Below are 14,843 nucleotides of genomic sequence, written 5' to 3'. Positions count from 1 at the left end.
CCGCATGTCAACTCAACGGCAGAACTACGACGTCATCGTCGTCGGCGGCGGCCATGCCGGAGCCGAGGCTGCCGCGTCCGCGGCACGCTACGGTGCCCGCACCGCCCTCGTGACGCATAAGCCGGAAACCATCGGCGTGATGTCCTGTAATCCCGCCATCGGTGGGCTCGGCAAGGGGCACCTCGTTCGCGAGATCGACGCGCTCGACGGCATCATGGCGCGGGCGGCCGATCTGGGTGGCATCCAGTTCCGCATGCTCAATCGCCGGAAGGGCCCGGCCGTTCGTGGTCCTCGCGCTCAGGCTGATCGCAAGCTCTATCGGCAGGCGGTACAGGATCTGCTGGCGGTGCAACCCGATCTGGATATCGTGGCGGGTGAGGTTTTCGACCTTGAGGTGGAAGCTGGCCGCGTTACCGGCGTGATCCTTGCCGATGGACGTCGATTCGCTACCGGAACGGTTGTGCTGACGACAGGGACGTTCCTCCGCGGCCTGATCCATATTGGCGAGAGGCGCATTCCGGCCGGGCGTGTGGACGAAGCCCCGTCGATGGGGCTGTCGGCCACGTTGGAGCGCCATGGCTTTCCGCTCGGCCGCCTGAAGACCGGGACGCCGCCGCGCCTCGACGGGCGCAGCATCGATTGGGCGGCGCTTGAGATGCAGCCGGGCGATGAGCCGCCCGAGCCGTTCTCCTCGCTGACAACGGCGATCACCAATCCGCAGATTTCCTGCGGGATCACCCGGACGACGCTGGCAAGCCATGACCTCATTCGGGCCAATCTGCATCGCGCTCCGATGTTCTCTGGCCAGATCGAAGGCCGCGGACCGCGCTATTGCCCGTCGATCGAGGACAAGGTGGGACGCTTCGGTGATCGCGACGGCCATCAGATATTCCTGGAGCCCGAAGGTCTCGACGACGATACGGTCTATCCGAACGGCATCTCGACCTCCCTGCCCGAGGATGTCCAGCTCGACCTGCTGAAGACGATTCCGGGCCTCGAACGAGCGGCGATGCTGCGGCCCGGCTATGCGATCGAGTACGACTTCGTCGATCCGCGCGCCCTGAAGAATACGCTGGAGACGCGCGCGATCGCCGGGGTTTTTCTGGCGGGGCAGATCAACGGCACGACCGGCTATGAAGAGGCAGGCGCTCAGGGTCTGCTCGCTGGCCTGAATGCGGCGCGGATGGCAGGCGGGGCTGAGGCTACCGTATTCGATCGCACGCAATCCTATATCGGCGTGCTCGTCGATGATCTCGTGACGCATGGCGTTACGGAGCCGTATCGAATGTTCACGTCGCGGGCGGAATTCCGTTTGTCCTTGCGCGTCGACAATGCCGACGAACGTTTGACGCCTCTGGGTTTGCAGCTGGGCGTTGTCGGCTCTGCCCGGCAGGCCGCATTCGAGGCCCGCAACAGGGATATCTCTGTCCTGCGGGACAAGTTGAAGGCTCTCTCGCTGACGCCGCAGCAGGCGCAGGCCGTCGGCCTGCAACTCAATCACGACGGTCTGCGTCGCAGTGCTTACCAGATCCTGTCCTATCCGGATGTGGGCTTCGAGCAGCTCGCTTCAGTCTGGCCGGAGCTGAACGACTATGCCGCTCCGGTCGTGGCGCGCGTGACGGCGGATGCCGTCTATGCGGTCTATCTCGATCGGCAGGCGGCGGAGATTCAGGCCTATCGCCGCGATCAATCGCTCAAGGTTCCGGCCGATCTTGACCTCGATGCGATCTCCGGCCTGTCGAACGAACTCAAGCTCAAGCTCGCGGCACAGCGCCCGGCCGACCTCGCTCAGGCAGGGCGGATCGAAGGCATGACGCCGGCGGCTCTGACCTTGCTCGCGGCTCACGCCCGGAAGAGCCGGGCTCCCGTATTATCCACAGGTTCACCGTGACTGTTGATAAAAGCGACCGTCAGCGCGCTTTGAGCTTGACGCCTGTTTCACGTGAAACAGAGGAGCGCCTCGCCCTCCTCGTCACGGAGCTCGGGCGCTGGCAGGCGGCGAAGAATCTCGTCTCCTCAGCGACGCTCGCCGATGTCTGGACGCGCCACATTGCGGATTCCCTCCAGATTTTCGGCCTGGCCGAGGGCCGCCAGCGCTGGCTCGATCTCGGCTCCGGTGGCGGCTTTCCCGGACTTGTGATCGGCATCTGCCTGGCGGAGCAAGGCAAGGGCCAGATCGATCTGGTCGAGAGCAATGCCCGGAAATGCGCCTTCCTGCGTCATGCGGCCCGTGTGACGGGCGCGCCGGTCAAGGTTCATGCCGCTCGTATCGAAGATGTGATCGGCGATTTCACCGGCAAGGTCGACGTGGTGACGGCCCGGGCACTGGCCCCCCTGCCCCAATTGCTCGGCTGGTGCGATGAGCTGTTGAGAAATGGCACACTCGGTCTCTTTCCCAAGGGACAACATCTAGATGCGGAATTGACCGACTCGGCAAGATATTGGAAGATTCAAGCGACAACGGTTTCCTCCGTGACCGACGATGCCGCGCGAATCCTGATGGTACGCTCGGCGGAGAGACGAGCCGATCCATGACTGAGCTCACATCCGTGACGACACCGCGCCGCCCGCGCGTAATTGCGCTCGCGAATCAGAAGGGCGGCGTCGGCAAGACGACAACGGCGATCAATCTCGGCACGGCCCTGGCGGCCATCGGCGAGAAGGTGCTGATCGTCGACCTTGATCCGCAGGGCAATGCCTCGACGGGCCTGGGCGTCGATCGTCGCAGCCGCAAATCCTCGACCTATGACGTGCTCTGTGGCGATGTCGGCCTCGGGCAGGCCTTGCAGCCGACAGCGGTGCCCGGCCTGTCGCTGGCCCCCTCGACGCTCGATCTCCTCGGCGTCGAACTGGAGATCGCATCGGCAAAGGACCGGGCGCATCGCCTGAAGAATGCGATCGACGAGCTGGTCTATGATCAACGCTGTCAGGACCTGACCTATATCCTGATCGATTGCCCGCCTTCGCTCAGCCTGATCACGATCAATGCGATGACGGCAGCGGATGCGGTCCTGGTCCCGCTGCAATGCGAATTCTTCGCCCTGGAGGGCTTGAGCCAGCTGCTCAAGACCGTCGAGCAGGTCAAGGCCGGCCTCAATCCGCGCCTGATCATCCAGGGTGTCGTGCTGACGATGTTCGATCCGCGCAACAACCTGTCGGGCCAGGTCATGGCCGATGTGAGGAGCTTCCTCGGCGACAAGGTCTACGAGACGGTGATCCCCCGCAACGTGCGGATTTCCGAGGCGCCTTCCTATGGCAAGCCGGCGCTGCTCTACGATCTGCGCTGCTCGGGGTCGCAGGCCTATCTGCGGCTCGCTTCGGAAGTGATCAAGCGTGAGCGCGCCCTGCGGGCCGCGGCCTAAGAAAAAACTTAGAGGTTGATGAGGATGGCGATGGCCGAAGAACAGGGGCGTTCCCGCCTTGGCCGCGGTCTGGCGGCACTGATCGGCGATGTCGGTGACGAGATCGGGGCGATCGAGCGGGCTCGCGGCCAGCGTCGTGTGCCGGTCGAATTTCTGCGGCCGAGCGCTCGTAATCCGCGTCGCAACTTCGTCGAGGAGGATCTCGAGGATCTGACCACCTCGATCCGCGAGCGCGGTATCCTGCAGCCGATCATCGTTCGTTCCATTCCCGGAATGATGGACGCCTACGAGATCATCGCGGGCGAGCGTCGCTGGCGTGCGGCCCAGCGGGCCGAATTGCACGACGTTCCGGTGCTCTTGGTCGAAGCCGATGATCGCGAGGCGCTGGAGATCGCCATCGTCGAGAACGTGCAGCGCACGGATCTCAACGCCATCGAGGAAGCGGCGGGCTATGAGCGCCTGATCGCCGAATTCGGCTATACGCAGAATGACTTGGCCCGTGTCATCGGCAAAAGCCGCAGCCATGTCGCCAACACGTTGCGCCTGTCCAAGCTGCCGGAACCGGTGCGCAAGCTGGTCAGCGAAGGTGCGGTGTCCGCCGGCCATGCCCGTGCGCTGCTGTCCGTTTCGGATCCGGAATTCATGGCGCAGAAGATCATCGATGATGGTCTGAGCGTCCGGGATATCGAGCGGATCGTGCAGGAAGAAGCGCGCGGCGAGACCAGGAGCTCCGCGCCGAGCAAGCCGAAGGCCGTGAAGGACCCTGACACGCGGGCTCTGGAAAAGGCACTGGAGGAGGCGCTCGGCCTATCGGTCTCGATCGGGCATCGGGCGAACGGCTCGGGCGAGATCAAGATCGGCTACAAGACGCTCGAGCAGCTCGACGCGCTCTGCCATCGACTGAAGTCCTGACTTACTCTCCGCGGCCGGCGCGCCCGAGCCGTGCGAGCGTCCAGAGGGCCCGGGTCGCGATGGCCCGGCCCATATCGGCGTTCTGGCGCGTCGCCAGCACGGCATTGCCCAGCAGACCGACGGCCTCGCTGAGCTTCGCGCTGGACCAGGCATTCAGCGCCGCTTCCGTCGTCGCGATGCGCGGATAGGGCAGGCGCATCGTCGCGACGACGTCGCGAAGCCCTTTCCCGGCATCAATGGACTGGCGCGCCTTCAGGAGCGTCAGGGCTTGCCGCAACACGGCGCCCAGCATGACGCCGGGGTCGAGCCCCTCGCTGCTGAGCTTGGCCTGGGCGAGGTCGAGGACCGGCAGCTTCCCGGCGAACACCGCATCGACCAGCATGGCCTGCTCGCGCTGGGCGGTGTCGCCAACCACGGCGTCGACATGCTCGACCTGCACGGCCGGGTCAGAGCCGACATAGAGCAAGAGCTTCTCGATCTCGCGGCGCGATGTCTGCCGGTCACCGCCGAGCAGGCCGGTGAGGTGATCGCGCGTGACGCGGTCGATTGATTTGCCGGCAGCCCGGACCATTTCGTCGATGATCGAGCCGAGGTCGCGCGCCGCATCCCCATAGCAGGGTATCGCGAGGGCGGTCTTTGCTTTCTCGCAGGCGGTGCGGATGGGATTGTTGCGCTGGAGGTCGCCGGCCTCGACGATGACAAGCGCATCCTGCGACGGGGTTGCGAGCAAAGGCTCCAGTGCCGCCAGCAGCGGCTTCGAGGTGGGGGAGACCCGGATAGCGCGGCGGCCACCGAAGAGGCCGATCGTGTTGGCCTCGTCGGCGAGCTTGAGCGGATCGGAGGCGATCGCGTCGCCATCCATGCGAATGAGCTGGAAGGCGTCCTGGGGATCATCGACGCTGGCGCGCGCCAAACCCGCCGCCCGCTCGGAGACGAGGCCGGCATCGGGGCCGTAGATCAGGACCAGCCGCCAGGCGGGATCGAGCCGTGCGAGGGTCCGTTCGGCCTCGTGCGCCTTGATCGCAACCATGATGCGTCAGGAGGCGAGGTCGGCGGCGATCTGGCCCCGGACGATGGTGGCGAGGTTCTTTGCCGCGCGGACCTGCGCATCGCGCGCGGCACGCACGGTGGCGAAGCGCTGCGAGGAGCGCTCATAGGGAACGCGGACGGAATTCGTGCCGGAAGCGAGAACCTTGCCGGTGCCGTTCTGGGTCAGCTTCCAGGTCGCTGTCGCGACGAGGACGGCCGAATCGGCGCGGCCATTGGCATAGTCGACGGTGACGACCTCGACCGATTCGGCGATGGCCGCTTCAAGCTTCGAGGTTCTCGGGCCGTCGGCGTCGCCGCTGCCGTCGAGCTCGAAGACCAGCTCGTTGCGGAAATAATGGCCGATCAGGCCCTTCATCTCCGGGATCTCGACGCCGCGCAGTGCCGTCTTGACGCTGCCGCCGACGGTGCTGGTGGTGTAGTCGGAATAGAGCGGCTGGAAGCAGCCGCCGGCGAGGGCGGCGACCGTCAGCGCGGCCGCCAGCAGGACGCGGCGAGGGCGGGCAGCTTCAGACGACGACATTCACGATTCTCCCGGGAACCACGATGATCTTGCGGATCGGGCGCCCTTCGAGAGCCCGCTGAACGGCGTCGTTGGCGCGTACGGCCGCTTCCACCGCCACCGTATCGGCATCCGCGGCCACGGTCACCTCCGCGCGCTTCTTGCCGTTGAGCTGGACCGGCAGCGTGATGCTGTCATCCTTCAGCAGCGCGGGATCGACCTCCGGCCAGGACGCCTCGCCGGCGAGGCCCTTCAGGCCGAGTGCCTGCCAGCATTCCTCGGCCAGATGCGGCATCATCGGCGCCACAAGCTGGGTGACGATCGTGGCAGCCTCAAGGAGCGCGAAGGCGATATCGGCATCGAGTTCGGGCTTCTCGGCAGCGCCGTCGAGTGCCTTACCGATGGCGTTGGTCAGCGTGTAGATATGGGCGACGCAGCGATTGAAGCCGAGGCGCTCGATATCGGCGCCGACGGCGTCGAGCGCGCGATGGCTCGCCTTGCGCAGGGCCAGCGCGGCTTCGCCGATCGCGGCGGGCCTGTCGGCCTTGCCGCCGGTGCGCTCGGCGATCTCGGCGACCAGGCGCCAGAGGCGCTGGACGAAGCGGGCGGCGCCCTGGACGCCCTCGTCGGTCCAGATCACATCGCGATCCGGCGGCGAATCCGAGAGCATGAACCAGCGCGCGGTGTCGGCACCGTAGGAGGCGATGATATCGTCCGGGTCCACGACGTTCTTCTTGGACTTCGACATCTTCTCGATCGCGCCGATCTCGATCGGCGCGCCGGTATCGACATCGAAGCCGCGCCGGTCAGTGCCGGAGACCTCGATGCGGACATTGCCCGGCTCGACCCAGTCGCCATTGGCGGCGCGATAGGTCTCGTGCACGACCATGCCTTGCGTGAACAGGCCGGCGAAGGGCTCATCCAGGCCGGCATGACCGGTCTTCTTCATCGCGCGGGTGAAGAAGCGCGAATAAAGCAGGTGCAGGATCGCGTGCTCGACGCCCCCGATATACTGGTCGACCGGCAGGAAGCGATCGACGGCCTTGCGGTCGGTCGGGCTCTCCGTCCGCCACGGGTCGGTGAAGCGGGCGAAATACCAGGACGAATCGACGAAAGTGTCCATCGTGTCCGTCTCGCGGCGGGCATCCTTGCCGCATTGCGGGCAGGCGACATGCTTCCAGGTCGGATGATGGTCGAGCGGGTTGCCCGGCTTCTCGAAGGAGACGTCGTCCGGCAGCTGAACGGGGAGATCGGCGTCCGGAACCGGCACCGTTCCGCAAGCGGAACAATGGATGACCGGGATCGGGCAACCCCAGTAGCGCTGGCGCGAGATGCCCCAGTCGCGCAGGCGGAAATTGACCTTGCGCTGGCCGACCGGGCGATTGCCACGGGTTTCACCTTCGAGGCGGCGGGCGACCTCCTCCTTGGCTTCCGCGATGGTCAGGCCGTCGAGGAAGCGGGAATTGATCATCCGGCCGTCGCCGTCATAGGCGGTGTCGGTGATGACGAAGCCCGCCGGGTCGGTGCCCTCGGGCGCGACGACCGGGATATTGCCCAGGCCATACTTGTTGACGAAGTCGAGGTCGCGCTGGTCATGCGCCGGGCAGCCGAAGATAGCGCCGGTGCCGTATTCCATCAGGACGAAATTGGCGACATAGACCGGCAGCGTCCAGTTCGGATCGAGCGGGTGGACGGCGCGCAGGCCGGTGTCGAAGCCGAGTTTCTCGGCCTTGTCGATCGCTTCCTGCGCCGTGCCGGTGCGCTTGCACTCGTCGATGAAGGCCTGCAGCGATGGACTTTTCGCGGCGATCGACTTCGCGATCGGATGATCGGGCGCGATGGCGACGAATTTCGCGCCGAACAGCGTGTCGGGGCGTGTCGTGTAGACCTCGACCTCGTCCTGTCCGGCCCCATTCGATTCGAGAGCGAAACGAACCAGCAGGCCTTCCGAGCGGCCGATCCAGTTCTTCTGCATCAGCCGGACCTTCTCGGGCCAGCGGGTCAGGCCTTCCAGGGCGTCATTCAGCTCCTGGCCATATTCGGTGATCTTGAAGAACCACTGGGTCAGTTCGCGGATCTCGACCAATGCGCCCGAGCGCCAGCCACGTCCGTCGATGACCTGTTCGTTGGCCAGCACGGTCTCGTCGACCGGATCCCAGTTGACCTTGGCGGTCTTGCGGTCGACCAGCCCGGCCTTCAGAAAGTCCAGGAACATCTTCTGCTGGTGGCGATAGTAGCTGGGGTCGCATGTCGCGAGCTCGCGGCTCCAGTCGAGCGACAGGCCCATCGACTTGAGCTGCTTGCGCATCGTCGCGATGTTCTCGTAGGTCCATTCGCGCGGATGGACCTTCTTCTGCTTGGCGGCGTTCTCGGCCGGCAGGCCGAAAGCGTCCCAGCCCATCGGATGCAGCACCGAGAAACCCTTGGCGCGCTTGTAGCGCGCGACGACGTCGCCCATCGCGTAGTTGCGGACATGGCCCATATGGATGCGCCCCGACGGATAGGGGAACATCTCGAGGACGTAGTAGCTCGGCCGGGTGTCGTCGTTCCTCGTCTCGAAAAGCTTGCGCTCTTCCCAGACGGTGCGCCATTTCGGCTCGGACTCTTTCGGATTGTAGCGTTCGACGGCCATGTCAGCGGGCAATTCTTGCGGGTTTGCCGGCTCCCGGAGGCAGGCCGGCGCAGGGGCTGAATGCAAAAACCGGATGTCGGAATCTTGCAACCTGCTCTAGGACACCATTGCGCGCACGCGGTCAACGGCGTGCAGGGCATGAGAGGCTGGCAGATGAGCGATACGGTTACGCGTTTGGCGGAGATTCGGGCGGCGATCGGCCGCGCCGAGCGCGATTTCGGGCGTGAAGCTGGCTCGGTCGCGCTGGTCGCGGTCTCGAAGACCAAGCCGGCCGAGCAGATCACCGAGGTGCTCGAAGCCGGGCAGCGCATCTTCGGCGAAAACTATGTGCAGGAAGCCAAGGCGAAATGGCCGGCGCTGAAGGAACGTTTTCCGGATGCCGAACTGCACATGATCGGCCCGCTGCAATCGAACAAGGCGCGCGAGGCGGTCGAGCTCTTCGACGTCATCCAGTCGCTGGATCGGGAGAGCCTAGCGAAGGAATTGGCGCGTGAGATCGCGCGGGCGGGCAAGGCGCCGCGGTTCTTCGTGCAGGTCAATACCGGCGAGGAAGCGCAGAAGGGCGGCGTGCTGCCGGCCGAGACGGATGCCTTCATCGCCCGCTGCCGCGAGGTTCACGGTCTCGCGATCGAGGGGCTGATGTGCATCCCGCCGGCCGACGAGCCGCCCTCGCCGCATTTCGGTTTGCTGGCCAAGATCGCCGCCCGCAACGGGCTCAAGGGCCTGTCGATGGGCATGAGCGCCGATTACGAGGCGGCGATCCAGCTCGGCGCGACCTATGTCCGCGTCGGCAGCGCGATTTTCGGCGCGCGGGGGTAGCGTCAACCAGGCCGTCATCCCGTGCGCGCAGCGGCATTCTATGCCGCAGCGCGCACGGGATGACAGTGCGTTTCAAGCCCGCTTCAAGGGCTCGCCGACATCGATGCGGTTGCCGTCCGGGTCTTCGAAGACGAAGGCGCGCAGGCCGTAATCCTTGTCGCGCAGGCCCTTGACGATGCGCAGGCCGTGCGCGCGGATCACGGCATGCACCGCGTCGATATCCTCGACCATCATGTGGGCGACGTTGAAATCCGCCGCCTTGTGGCCTGGCTGGAGCGTGAGGTGCAGCTCTGCCGCGTCGCGCTTCAGGATCATGAAGCCGACGGGGTCGCCGTTCTCGAAGGTTTTCCGGAAGCCGAGGGCACTGACATAGAAATCGCAGGCGCGGGCCATGTCGGCCACGGGCAGCATCGCGGCGATCCGCCCGAAGCGGAACGAGGAAACCGAATCAGTCATCGCAAATCTCTGGCTGGGATCGTGCCGCGCCGCGAGACGGTGCCCGGGAACGCAGCAGCCTGATCCGAAGATATGATCGAGACGGTGCCCGCGTCTCTCCTAGCTCACCTCACCACGATCCGGCAATGGCGGGCCAGCCGTGGCAGCAGCTTGGCGAAGACATGGCCCTCGACGGCGACGCAGCCGGCCGTCGGCGTGAAGCCGGCGCGGGCGAGGTGCCAGAAGATCGCACTGCCGCGTCCGCGCTGCACCGGGCGGTCGTTCCAGCCGAGCTCGACGATCACATCATAGAGATGATCCTCGCGCTGGAGGCGTTCCTCGGCCTCGCCCGGCGGGCGGTCGATCAGGCGATTGTAGCGGCGGTCCTTCTGGTCGTCGCACCAGGCGTCGCGCGGCCCGATCCGCTTCAGCGGCAAGAGGGTGCGCGGCCGTGAAAGGCGATCGGCCCGGTAGAAAACGCTGCGCAAAGGCAGGTCGAAGCGCGGTGTGCGGCCGTCGCCCTCGCGTTTGACGGTGCCGATGCCGGAGCGGCCGAGCGCGCAGGGGAAGATGGCATTGCCGGCGACGAGGAAGCCTTTGCGGCGATCATGGACCGAGGCAAACACCCGCAGGGCGGTGAGATTGCGCGGTCCGTCATGCGGCGCGGCCGGATTGTTCGAACGGTTTCTCACGGGATTTCCAGGCGGCCTCACTTGCGATGACGACTCAGCAGGCTCATGTTGCCGCAATCCCTGCGTTCGAGCGAACCCCATCCATGTCCGCCGTCCATCATATCCTGCTGGTCGATGACGACCAGACCCTGCGCGACACGCTGTCCGAGCAGCTCTCCCTGTACGAGGAGTTCCGGCTTTCGACGGCCGATACCGCGACGGCGGCCATCAAGGCCGTGCAGGGCGACCGCGTCGATCTCGCCGTCATGGATGTCGGCTTGCCCGACATGGATGGCCGCGAGGCGGTCAAGGTGATGCGCAAGAACGGCTTCAAGAGCCCGGTGGTGATGCTGACGGCGCAGGGCTCCGACGCCGATACGGTGCTCGGGCTCGAGGCCGGCGCCAACGACTATGTGGTCAAGCCGTTCAAGTTCGCCGTGCTGCTGGCGCGCATCCGCGCCCACTTAAGGCAATACGAGGCGAGCGAGGACGCGATTTTTCAGGTCGGGCCATATACCTTCCATCCGGGTTCCAAGCTGCTCGTCAGCGAGAAGGGCTCGAAGACCAAGCTGACCGAGAAGGAGACGGCGATCCTGCGCTTCCTCTATCGCGCCGGCCGCAAGCCGATCGCGCGGGAGGTGCTGCTGCAGGAGGTCTGGGGCTATAACAGCCAGGTGACGACGCACACGCTCGAAACCCATATCTACCGGTTGCGCCAGAAGATCGAGCCGGATCCCGGCAATGCCCGCCTGCTGGTCACCGATGCCGGCGGTTACCGGCTGAATCCCTGACGGATGGCGCTCGACGAGGACATGGCCCTGCTGGCCCGGCAGCCGCTGCTGAGCCTGATGGATCGCGATGCGCTGAGGCTGCTCGCCTTCGCGGCGGAAAGCCGGATCCTGCGCGCCGGCGACGTGCTGTTCCGCGCCGGCGAGCCGTCTGACGGCGCGGTGCTGGTGGTGTCGGGCGCGGTCGCGCTGACGGCGCAGGAGGATGGCAAACCTGCGACCGAGATCGTCGGCCCCGGCGCGATGATCGGCGAGCTCGCCCTGTTCACCTCCGTCCCCCGCCAGGTCACCGCGATCGCGCGCGAGCCGACCCAGGTGATGCGGCTGCCGCGCAGCGTGATGCGGCGCGTGCTCGGCGAATCACCTGATTCGGCCGAGGCCATCGCCGCTGCGATCGGGGCCCGGTTGCAGGACTTCGTCGGCGAGCTCACGGCGGTGCAGGAAGCGCTGGACGCGATCGACCGGACGTAGCGCGGTCACTTAGGACGAGCGCGGATGCCTTGCCGCCCGGATCGCGGCGAAGCGCGGCCAGAGGCTGTTGAGGCACAAGCCGGAGAGCACCAGCCCGGCCGCGAGGAATTTCCAGCCGGGCAGGGGCTCGCCGAGCCAGATCGCCGCGGCGCCCATCCCGAAAATCGGGACCAACAGGGATGTCGGCGCGACGGTGGCGGCGGCATAGCGCGAGAGCAGCCAGCCCCAGACGGCATAGCCGAACATGACATTGCCGACCGCCTGCCAGATCGCGGCGGCCCAGGCGGCTGCCGGAGCTTCGGTGAGGCCCATGCGGATCGCCGGCCAGCCCTCAATCGCCCAAGAGAGTGCAAGGAGCGGAGGGATCGCGAACAGGCTCGTCCAGACGACATAGGCGAGCATATCGACCCTGGGCGTGCTGCGCGCGACGATATTGCCGGCAGCCCAGCACAACGCCGCGCCGAGCACGAGGACGATGCCGAGCGGCGTGGTCGAGCCGTCGGTGTGCCAGAGGATCACGCCAATGCCGATGGCCGCAAGGAGGAGGCCCGCGATCTGGAAGGGCTGCACGCGCTCATGCGTGATCGCGGCCGCCAGCAGAATCGTGAAGAAGGGCCGAGATTGCACGACGAGCGAGGCGAGGCCCGGCGCGATGTAACCCTTGATGGCGAAGAAAAGCAGGCCGAACTGCCCGGCGCCGATAAGCACGCCATAGGAGGCGAGCTTGCTCCAGGGTGCGTCGGGCCGCTTCAGGAAGAAGACCGCCGGCAGGAGCGCGAAGGTAAAGCGCAAAGCTGCGAAGAGCAGCGGTGGGAAATGTTCGACGCCGATATGGATGACGACGAAATTCGTGCCCCAGACCACCATGACGGCCAGTATGAGCAGCCCGTCGCGGAATGAGAGTGTCGTGGGGAGAGCTGGCTGCACGGGACTGGCTTCGCCGGAGAACTTGCGCCGGCCAATACCATGCAGGCCTGTTCGCCGGTTAGGACGGGCCGGCATGGCTGAGCGGCCGCTACGGCATGAAGCGCCGCGCGGGCCCGTCAGAGCTCCAGCGTCACCGTGACCGGGACATGGTCGGAGGGGCGCTCCCAGCCGCGGGCCTCGCGCAGGAAGGTGAGATCGCGCAAAGCCGGCTTCAGCCCGTCCGAGAGCCAGATATGGTCGAGCCGGCGGCCCTTGTTCGAGGCCGCCCAGTCCTGCGCGCGGTAGCTCCACCACGAATAGAGCTTCTCGGGCTCGGGCCGCAGCGTACGGGCCGCGTCGGTCCAGCCGAGCTCGCTGCGCAGCTTCTCCAGCGTCGTCGTCTCGATCGGCGTGTGGCTGACGACGTCGAGGAGCTGCTTGTGGCTCCAGACGTCGTGCTCATAAGGCGCGATGTTGAGGTCGCCGAGCAGGATCGCCGGCCGGTCGGTCGGCTTCTTCGTCACGCCCCAGGCGCCGATCTCGTCGAGGAAGGCGAGCTTATGGGCGAACTTGTCGTTCTTGTCGGGATCGGGGAGGTCGCCGCCGGCCGGGATGTAGAAATTATGGATGGCGATGCCGGCAGCAGGACCGGCGGCCTTGTCGAGCGTCACCGTCATGTGCCGGGCGTCGTTGCGGCCGCACATCGACATCGCCTCCTTCTCGCTGAAGGGCAATTTCGAGACGATGGCGACGCCGTTATAGCCCTTCTGGCCGATGAAGGCCTGATGGACATAGCCGAGCTGGTGGAAGGCCTTGGCCGGGAACTGCTCATCCGGCGTCTTGGTTTCCTGCAGGCAGAGTACGTCGGGGGCGTGGGCGGTCAGGAATTCCCCGACCATGCCGATGCGCAGGCGAACGGAATTGATGTTCCAGCTGGTGACGGTGAGTTGCACGCGAGGATTCCGGCAGGGAGGAGGCCGGAAACTGGGTCGTCAGGCAGCAAAAGGCAAGCCGTTTTCGGCCTCCATGTGCGCTCAGAGCTTGCGCTGGTAGTCGATCACGAAATTCTGCGGATCGGGCCGGCGGCGGGTGTCGAGATTGTAAAGCGAGATCGCGGTCTCGTAACCCTGCGGATCGACCACGACCCATTGACGGAGTTCGTTCGCGACGAGATCGAACTTGAGCGTGATCTTCGAGGTGCCGCCCAGCGTCGAGCGGTCTTCCAGCCGGACCGTGAGCAGGTCGCCGTCGATGCTGGCGCCCTTCAGCGTGCCCTCGCGGGCGAGGTCCATCTTCTCGCGGACGAGGAACTTCAGCGGTGTCTGGCCGATCGAATAGATGTCCTGCGTCGCGAGGCGCTTGTCGCGCACGGCGACCGAGGTGCCGTCCGCGATCACCTCCGTGGTGGTCGGCGGCTCGTATTCGAAGCGCATCTTGCCGGGGCGCTGGATATAGATGCGCCCCTCCAGCCGCCGGCCATTGGCGGCGTGCTGGATGAAATTGCCCTGCAGGGTCTGGAAGCTGTTGAGATAGGTGTTGAGTCGCTCGACGGCCTCTTCCTGGGTCGCAGGCGGCGCCTGCTTGCCCCTGGCGGGAGCAGCGGCTGGCTTGGCCACCTCGGCGGCAGGGACTGATGCGGCAGGGGCGTTCGTCGCTGCGGCCTGGATCGGGGCGGCTTCCGTCGCGGCAGTGCGCGTCTCGCCGAGGCCGGCGGGCCGTGGCGGCGGCAGGACGAGGCGCGGGGCGGGCTTGGCGGCGGCAGGCTTCGGCGGCTGGAGCTGAAGCGGCTGCGCCGCCAGCGGGCCGGCCGCGAGCGCGCATCCGACCAGCGTCGTCACCAGAACCGAAGCCCGGAAGGCCGGGGTCAATCTGTCGAGCAAGGCTGCTCCATTCCTTATGCCGCGGCCGTTCCTGCCGAGGCCTAGAGATCGCTGAGGCGGGAAGCCGGACGATTTCCCGATCTGGTCTTTCCGCCTCAACGTCTGGCCTGCTGCGGAGGTTGCAGCATCGTCATGGCAATTTGAGGACTGGCGCCGGTTGCCGCAAGGGCGCCCGGCGTCGCAAGCCTCATTCGTCGTGCTGATTCTGGCCTTCGACCAGGATCTCGCGTTTCCCGGCGTGGTTAGCGGGTCCGACGATGCCCTCGTTCTCCATGCGCTCCATGATGGATGCGGCGCGGTTGTAGCCGATCTGGAGGCGGCGCTGGATGTAGGAGGTCGAGGCCTTCTTGTCGCGCAGCACGACCGCGACCGCTTGCTCGTAAGGGTCGTCGCTCTCGACCGAACCCATGCCGGTCTT

16 protein-coding genes are annotated in these 14,843 nt (G+C 66.0%); 7 read left to right on the top strand and 9 right to left on the bottom strand.

Features of this window, described 5'->3' with window-relative positions; all coding sequences use genetic code 11:
• Window positions 1-4 precede the first annotated feature (4 nt).
• Genes mnmG through AC3WMA_RS27090 form a run of 4 tightly spaced genes read left to right on the top strand, consistent with a single transcriptional unit; the run spans window position 5 to window position 4,274 of the window.
• Window positions 5-1,891, top strand: coding sequence for a tRNA uridine-5-carboxymethylaminomethyl(34) synthesis enzyme MnmG (gene mnmG, locus AC3WMA_RS27105; protein WP_492288357.1), 1,887 nt, complete (start codon window positions 5-7; stop codon window positions 1,889-1,891).
• The gene (rsmG, locus tag AC3WMA_RS27100) at window positions 1,888-2,535 is read left to right on the top strand and encodes a 16S rRNA (guanine(527)-N(7))-methyltransferase RsmG (RefSeq protein WP_492288356.1); all 648 of its coding nucleotides are present in this window, start codon (window positions 1,888-1,890) and stop codon (window positions 2,533-2,535) included. Before mnmG ends, rsmG begins: the two co-directional genes overlap by 4 nt.
• Complete coding sequence (locus tag AC3WMA_RS27095) at window positions 2,532-3,362, top strand: ParA family protein (protein WP_257735416.1); 831 nt, start codon at window positions 2,532-2,534, stop codon at window positions 3,360-3,362. Before rsmG ends, AC3WMA_RS27095 begins: the two co-directional genes overlap by 4 nt.
• A 30-nt stretch (window positions 3,363-3,392) precedes the next feature.
• Window positions 3,393-4,274: a ParB/RepB/Spo0J family partition protein gene (locus AC3WMA_RS27090; protein WP_492288355.1), complete on the top strand. Its 882-nt coding sequence runs from the start codon at window positions 3,393-3,395 to the stop codon at window positions 4,272-4,274.
• 1 nt (window position 4,275) lies between these two features.
• Here AC3WMA_RS27090 and holA read toward each other — a convergent pair whose 3' ends face one another.
• The 3 genes from holA to leuS are packed head-to-tail and all read right to left on the bottom strand — an operon-like array spanning window position 4,276 to window position 8,455.
• Window positions 4,276-5,304 carry a DNA polymerase III subunit delta gene (gene holA / locus AC3WMA_RS27085; protein ID WP_492288354.1) on the bottom strand — a complete coding sequence of 343 codons (1,029 nt, stop codon included), beginning with the start codon at window positions 5,302-5,304 and terminating at the stop codon, window positions 4,276-4,278.
• A 6-nt stretch (window positions 5,305-5,310) separates the two neighbouring features.
• Window positions 5,311-5,844: a hypothetical protein gene (locus AC3WMA_RS27080; RefSeq protein ID WP_492288353.1), complete on the bottom strand. Its 534-nt coding sequence runs from the start codon at window positions 5,842-5,844 to the stop codon at window positions 5,311-5,313.
• A complete protein-coding gene (gene leuS / locus AC3WMA_RS27075; protein WP_492288352.1) occupies window positions 5,831-8,455 on the bottom strand; it encodes a leucine--tRNA ligase in 2,625 nt (874 codons plus the stop codon). The genes AC3WMA_RS27080 and leuS overlap by 14 nt, the downstream gene beginning before the upstream one ends.
• A gap of 153 nt (window positions 8,456-8,608) precedes the next feature.
• Between leuS and AC3WMA_RS27070 the strand changes: the two genes are divergently transcribed.
• Window positions 8,609-9,274 carry a YggS family pyridoxal phosphate-dependent enzyme gene (locus AC3WMA_RS27070; RefSeq protein WP_492288351.1) on the top strand — a complete coding sequence of 222 codons (666 nt, stop codon included), beginning with the start codon at window positions 8,609-8,611 and terminating at the stop codon, window positions 9,272-9,274.
• A gap of 72 nt (window positions 9,275-9,346) precedes the next feature.
• Here the strand turns inward: AC3WMA_RS27070 and AC3WMA_RS27065 are convergent, their stop codons facing one another.
• Both AC3WMA_RS27065 and AC3WMA_RS27060 read right to left on the bottom strand, forming a co-directional pair.
• Window positions 9,347-9,730, bottom strand: a complete 384-nt coding sequence (locus AC3WMA_RS27065) for a glyoxalase superfamily protein (protein ID WP_492288350.1) — start codon at window positions 9,728-9,730, stop codon at window positions 9,347-9,349.
• Between the two features lie 104 nt (window positions 9,731-9,834).
• Window positions 9,835-10,401: a L,D-transpeptidase family protein gene (locus AC3WMA_RS27060; protein ID WP_492288349.1), complete on the bottom strand. Its 567-nt coding sequence runs from the start codon at window positions 10,399-10,401 to the stop codon at window positions 9,835-9,837.
• An 83-nt stretch (window positions 10,402-10,484) separates the two neighbouring features.
• On the opposite strand from AC3WMA_RS27060, the gene AC3WMA_RS27055 reads away from it, so the two are divergent.
• Both AC3WMA_RS27055 and AC3WMA_RS27050 read left to right on the top strand, forming a co-directional pair.
• Window positions 10,485-11,171 (top strand): response regulator transcription factor, encoded by a 687-nt coding sequence (locus AC3WMA_RS27055; protein ID WP_257735408.1) that lies wholly within the window; start codon window positions 10,485-10,487, stop codon window positions 11,169-11,171.
• A 3-nt stretch (window positions 11,172-11,174) separates the two neighbouring features.
• The gene (locus AC3WMA_RS27050) at window positions 11,175-11,639 is read left to right on the top strand and encodes a cyclic nucleotide-binding domain-containing protein (protein ID WP_492288348.1); all 465 of its coding nucleotides are present in this window, start codon (window positions 11,175-11,177) and stop codon (window positions 11,637-11,639) included.
• A gap of 9 nt (window positions 11,640-11,648) precedes the next feature.
• Here the strand turns inward: AC3WMA_RS27050 and AC3WMA_RS27045 are convergent, their stop codons facing one another.
• The 4 genes from AC3WMA_RS27045 to AC3WMA_RS27030 all read right to left on the bottom strand — a co-directional run.
• The gene (locus AC3WMA_RS27045; RefSeq protein WP_492288347.1) at window positions 11,649-12,566 is read right to left on the bottom strand and encodes an EamA family transporter; all 918 of its coding nucleotides are present in this window, start codon (window positions 12,564-12,566) and stop codon (window positions 11,649-11,651) included.
• Window positions 12,567-12,682: 116 nt separating this feature from the next.
• Window positions 12,683-13,498: an exodeoxyribonuclease III gene (gene xth / locus AC3WMA_RS27040; RefSeq protein WP_492288346.1), complete on the bottom strand. Its 816-nt coding sequence runs from the start codon at window positions 13,496-13,498 to the stop codon at window positions 12,683-12,685.
• Window positions 13,499-13,579: 81 nt separating this feature from the next.
• Window positions 13,580-14,425: a LolA family protein gene (locus tag AC3WMA_RS27035; protein WP_492288345.1), complete on the bottom strand. Its 846-nt coding sequence runs from the start codon at window positions 14,423-14,425 to the stop codon at window positions 13,580-13,582.
• A 187-nt stretch (window positions 14,426-14,612) separates the two neighbouring features.
• A partial coding sequence (locus AC3WMA_RS27030) for a DNA translocase FtsK (protein ID WP_492288344.1) occupies window positions 14,613-14,843 on the bottom strand: 231 nt, incomplete at its 5' end.

This window comes from Allobosea sp. FW305-C-101 (genome assembly GCF_058783685.1).
This window is presented reverse-complemented; position numbering and strand designations above follow the sequence as displayed.

Coding starts and splice junctions, on each gene's coding strand:
- AC3WMA_RS27080 (WP_492288353.1), bottom strand. CDS start 5,844: ATGTCGTCGTCTGAAGCTGCCCGCCCTCGCCGCGTCCTGCTGGCGGCC.
- AC3WMA_RS27065 (WP_492288350.1), bottom strand. CDS start 9,730: ATGACTGATTCGGTTTCCTCGTTCCGCTTCGGGCGGATCGCCGCGATG.
- AC3WMA_RS27090 (WP_492288355.1), top strand. CDS start 3,393: ATGGCCGAAGAACAGGGGCGTTCCCGCCTTGGCCGCGGTCTGGCGGCA.
- AC3WMA_RS27095 (WP_257735416.1), top strand. CDS start 2,532: ATGACTGAGCTCACATCCGTGACGACACCGCGCCGCCCGCGCGTAATT.
- AC3WMA_RS27050 (WP_492288348.1), top strand. CDS start 11,175: ATGGCGCTCGACGAGGACATGGCCCTGCTGGCCCGGCAGCCGCTGCTG.
- holA (WP_492288354.1), bottom strand. CDS start 5,304: ATGGTTGCGATCAAGGCGCACGAGGCCGAACGGACCCTCGCACGGCTC.
- leuS (WP_492288352.1), bottom strand. CDS start 8,455: ATGGCCGTCGAACGCTACAATCCGAAAGAGTCCGAGCCGAAATGGCGC.
- AC3WMA_RS27055 (WP_257735408.1), top strand. CDS start 10,485: ATGTCCGCCGTCCATCATATCCTGCTGGTCGATGACGACCAGACCCTG.
- mnmG (WP_492288357.1), top strand. CDS start 5: ATGTCAACTCAACGGCAGAACTACGACGTCATCGTCGTCGGCGGCGGC.
- AC3WMA_RS27070 (WP_492288351.1), top strand. CDS start 8,609: ATGAGCGATACGGTTACGCGTTTGGCGGAGATTCGGGCGGCGATCGGC.